Here is a 2,883-nt window from a genome sequence, read left to right as displayed (position 1 = left end):
CATATCGGCGATTACATCGGCACCAGGCTCCGGCGCTACGTGTCCCTCAAACTCCATTGCGACTAACTGCTTATTGATGTGACCGCGGGAACGCACGCGTTCTACAATCTCCTGCCCGAGATAGCAGCCCTTCTGAAAGTGCAGCGCGTGTTTCTGGCCCGTCTCGGCAGCGATATTCGCCGCCGTGAAATCGACGGTGTAACGCGGCCGCCCATTCTCCAGACGAACAATCTCCCAATCCTCGGAGCTCGCTTCGATCAGATAAAGAAGATCCATCGCTGCCCGCTTGCGTTCCGCCGGACCAAAGATCCGATACCCCTCTGCGCCCGTTGCAGACGCATGCGCGACCGTCAGATCCATCCACCCCTCGTGCGCCAGATCGTTCGCGGGCGTGGGCGCTCCAACTGCGCACAATATCTCCCTGGACTTCGGCCCTTCCACCCCAAGGCAGAACGTCGTCTCCGTGTCGTCCTGCAGCGTGACGTCATCCGCAATGATGTAGTGGTCCAGATGCGCCCACAGCGCATCGTGAACTTCCGGTTCGGCATCGATCAGGATATGTTCCGCAAACACCAGCAGATTGGCGTCGCTCAGCACGCGGCCATTCGCGTTGAGAAAGAAGGCATAGCAGCCGTGTCCGGGCAGCATCTGTTGGATGTGGTTCGTCGTGAGCGCGTGCAGCAGGCGGGCTCGATCGTCGCCCGTCGCGCGAATCCGCGTCCGCTCGGAGAGATCGATCAGAGCAGCGGCTTCGGTGAGCGCCTTGTATCCTTCGGTCATTTACTTGATCGCAGGCAACACGATCGGATGCATCAATGCTTCAAGCGACAGCACGCGCATCCAGTTCGACAACACAACCACCACGAGCCCCGAAATCACCACGCCGCCGATCAGCCGCGCGCGTTTCGGCTTGTTATGCCCCAGCGCGAGATACCCCACCGCGAACACGTGCAGGGCCAGCAGGAACTTCATCCCGAAGATCATGTGGTACATCGAGGGGACGTCTTTCGCAACAACGTGCCGGTAGTAGTTATAGAAGCCGGAAACGAGCAGCCCGAGCACACCCAGCAGGAACCACGGCCGGAATCGCGCGGCGATGGTATCGCCCATCGATTGCTCGGTCGCGGAGCCCTTAAGTCCCGGCAGCAATGCTAGCGCCGCGAAGAGCATTCCGCCGAGCACGATCATTCCGGAAACGATGTGAACCCAGCGGGCGAGAAACGGCAGAATGAAATCCATGGTTGGCAGTCATCATGATAGCGAGATGACCACTTCGCCCCAAACGTTAGAATCGTAGTTCATGGCCATCCAGACCCTGTTCGGCTCGGTGCCGCAGGAGCCGACGCTTCTCGAGAAGCTGAAGCTCGGCGTGCAAAAGACGCGCGCGGGTCTGGTTTCGGCTCTGGAGGATATCGCGGGTTCTCGCGAGATCGATGCCGATCTTCTGGAGGAGCTGGAGTACTCGCTGCTCGGCGCCGATATCGGGGTGAAGACCACAACCGAAATCCTGGACCGCATCCGCGAGCGCGTCGAGCGGCATCAGCTTGGGGATGCGGCGGAACTGCGCGGGCTGATCAAGCAGCATCTGCTGGAGATTCTGGAAGGCTCGGATCGGCCGATGCCGCGGGTGGCGGAACCGCCCGCTGTGGTGATGGTGGTGGGTGTGAATGGCGCCGGGAAAACGACGACGATCGGGAAGCTGGCGCATCGGTTTCATGGCGAAGGGCGGAGCGTATTGTTCGCGGCGGCGGACACTTTCCGGGCGGCCGCGATCGAGCAATTGGAAGTGTGGGGCGAGCGCACCGCGACCGATGTGATCCGTCAGAAGCCGGGCTCCGACCCGAGCGCGGTGGTGTTCGACGCGCTCACGGCGGCCAAGGCGCGCAAGGTGGACTACGTGATCGTCGACACCGCGGGCCGGCTGCAGACCAAGACCAACCTGATGGCGGAACTCGAGAAGATGCGGCGGACGGCGCAGCGCGTGGTTCCGGACGCGCCGCATGAAGTGCTGCTGGTGCTGGACGCGGTGACCGGGCAGAACGGACTCGAGCAGGCCCGCAAGTTCACGGAATCGTCCGGCGTCACGGGGATCGTATTGACGAAGCTGGATGGGACCGCGAAGGGCGGCATCGTGGTGGCGATCGCGCGCGAACTGGGGCTGCCGATCCGCTACATCGGCGTGGGCGAGAAAGTGGATGACCTGCTGCCGTTTGAGCCGGAAGCGTTCATCGACTCGCTATTCGAATGACCGACGCGGAGTATCTGGGCGAGGCGTTCGAACTGGCGGCCAAAGGGAAAGGGCGCACCAGTCCGAATCCGATGGTGGGCGCGGTGCTGGTGAACGACGGCGCGGTGGTGGGGCACGGCTTCCACGTCTATCCGCAACGGGATCACGCCGAGATCGTGGCGTTGCGGGAAGCGGGCGAACGGGCGCGGGGGGCGACGCTCTATATCAACCTGGAACCCTGCGCGCATCACGGGCGGACGCCGCCGTGCGCGGATGCGCTGATTGCGGCCGGGGTCGCGCGCGTGATTGCAGCCATGGAAGATCCGAATCCGCTGGTACGCGGCGATGGGTTCCGGAAGCTGCGCGAAGCCGGCGTCGAGGTGATCCTAACCGACGCGGTGCGCGCCAAAGCGGAAGCGCTCAATGAACCGTTCTTCCATTTCATGCGGACGCGCAAACCGCTGGTGACGCTGAAGACGGCGCTTACGCTGGATGGGAAGATTGCGGCTCCTGATGACAACCGCGGGTGGCTGACGAGCGAGACCGCGCGGCGGCACGTGCAACAACTGCGGCATGAATCGGATGCGATGCTGACGGGGATCGGAACCGTGCTGGCGGATGACTGTCTGCTGACGGACCGGACGGGGCTCGAGCGA

At 63.0% G+C, this 2,883-nt stretch carries 4 protein-coding genes; 2 read left to right on the top strand and 2 right to left on the bottom strand.

What is annotated here, in order from left to right; all coding sequences use genetic code 11:
- On the bottom strand, nucleotides 1–780 hold a 780-nt coding region (gene ygfZ / locus H1Y01_RS01780; RefSeq protein ID WP_180538379.1), incomplete at its 3' end, for a CAF17-like 4Fe-4S cluster assembly/insertion protein YgfZ.
- Nucleotides 781–1,239, bottom strand: coding sequence for a hypothetical protein (locus tag H1Y01_RS01775; protein ID WP_180538378.1), 459 nt, complete (start codon nucleotides 1,237–1,239; stop codon nucleotides 781–783).
- Nucleotides 1,240–1,300: 61 nt separating this feature from the next.
- On the opposite strand from H1Y01_RS01775, the gene ftsY reads away from it, so the two are divergent.
- Together ftsY and ribD are read left to right on the top strand one after the other, a co-directional pair.
- Nucleotides 1,301–2,248 carry a signal recognition particle-docking protein FtsY gene (gene ftsY / locus H1Y01_RS01770; RefSeq protein ID WP_180538377.1) on the top strand — a complete coding sequence of 316 codons (948 nt, stop codon included), beginning with the start codon at nucleotides 1,301–1,303 and terminating at the stop codon, nucleotides 2,246–2,248.
- Nucleotides 2,245–2,883: bifunctional diaminohydroxyphosphoribosylaminopyrimidine deaminase/5-amino-6-(5-phosphoribosylamino)uracil reductase RibD (gene ribD, locus H1Y01_RS01765; RefSeq protein WP_180538376.1), on the top strand; the 639-nt coding region annotated here is incomplete at its 3' end. The genes ftsY and ribD, both read left to right, overlap by 4 nt.

The sequence above is a fragment of the Nevskia soli genome, assembly GCF_903970205.1.
GTDB lineage: Bacteria > Acidobacteriota > Terriglobia > Bryobacterales > Bryobacteraceae > Bog-113.
This window is presented reverse-complemented; position numbering and strand designations above follow the sequence as displayed.

Bases quoted from the DNA above. Each gene is read 5' to 3' on its own strand.
- ftsY (WP_180538377.1), top strand. From the start codon at position 1,301: ATGGCCATCCAGACCCTGTTCGGCTCGGTGCCGCAGGAGCCGACGCTT.
- H1Y01_RS01775 (WP_180538378.1), bottom strand. From the start codon at position 1,239: ATGGATTTCATTCTGCCGTTTCTCGCCCGCTGGGTTCACATCGTTTCC.